Raw genomic sequence first — 1,088 nt, 5'->3', positions numbered from 1 at the left:
TGACCTGCGGCGGAATTTTGTAGCCAGTCAGGCAGTGAGTCTCGCGTCGATATTATCGGAATCCAGCCAGGCTCGACGGACCGTGGCCGGAGGTTGGTAGCGATGAGCGCTGTGGGGCCGGCGCTCGTTATAGAACTGCCGCCAGCGCTCGATGAGCACCTTGGCCTCGGCGCGGCTGCGGAACCATTCGCGGTTTAGCAATTCGTCTCGCAGTTTGCCGTTGAAGCTTTCGACGAATCCGTTTTGCCATGGACTGCCAGGCGCAACGAAGGCCGGACCGATTGCAGCGTCTCGCAGCCAACGCATGACCTTGGCAGCGGTAAATTCGGCGCCGTTGTCCGACCGAACAAACGCGGGCTTGCCGTACAGCCGCATGAGTCGCGATAGCGTCAAGATCACGTCCTGCGACCGCAGGCTGGCGCCAACCTCGATCGCCAGACACTCGCGGGTGTATTCATCGATCACGCATAGCATCTTCAAGGCCCGGCCATCCACCAGTTGATCGTGCACGAAGTCATAGCTCCAAACCGAATTGGGCCGTGTGGCGCCTGGCAGGCGTATGTCGTCGCCGCAACGACGTCGGCGAGGACTTCGGCGCGGAATGTTGAGCTGAAGGGCTCGCCACATTCGCCGCACGCGCGATTCGCTCAACGCCAGCCAGGCCGACATCCGGCGATAGCCGAAGCGCGGCACCTCTTGCGCGGCCGCCATCAGCCTCTCGCCCAAACTCCGATCCTTCTCCGGTTGCTTGAGCGTATAGGTCGCCACTCGGCGGCTCAGTCCCAGGTAGCGACATGCCTTGCGTTGCGAGAGCCCCCGCCGAGTCAGGACTTCCAGCGCTTCGCGCCGGCCCGTCGGGGTGATCATTTTTTTCGGCTGAACTCCTTCAAGCCGTCGATTACCAGCATCTGCTCGGCGATCAGGCGCTTGAGCCGATCGTTCTCCGATTCCAGTTCCTTGAGCCGACGAGCGTCAGCCACGTCCATCCCGCCGAACTTGTTGCGCCAACGATAGAACGTCTGTTCCGAAATGTTGTGGCGCTTGCATAGATCCTTCACCGGCTCATCCCGGCTCTCGGCCTCGCGCAA

1 protein-coding gene is annotated in these 1,088 nt (G+C 61.8%); it reads right to left on the bottom strand.

Annotation, left to right across the window (positions count from 1 at the left end; genetic code table 11):
- Window positions 1–27: 27 nt before the first annotated feature.
- A protein-coding gene (locus WS75_RS00175) for an IS3 family transposase (protein WP_156429679.1) occupies window positions 28–1,088 on the bottom strand; the annotation gives its coding sequence in 2 pieces (ribosomal slippage) (window positions 28–875 and window positions 875–1,088; 1,062 coding nt annotated over the 2 pieces). This gene is flagged as partial in the annotation.

Source organism: Burkholderia sp. FL-7-2-10-S1-D7 (assembly GCF_001524185.1).
Taxonomy (GTDB): Bacteria; Pseudomonadota; Gammaproteobacteria; order Burkholderiales; family Burkholderiaceae; genus Burkholderia; species Burkholderia diffusa.
This window is presented reverse-complemented; position numbering and strand designations above follow the sequence as displayed.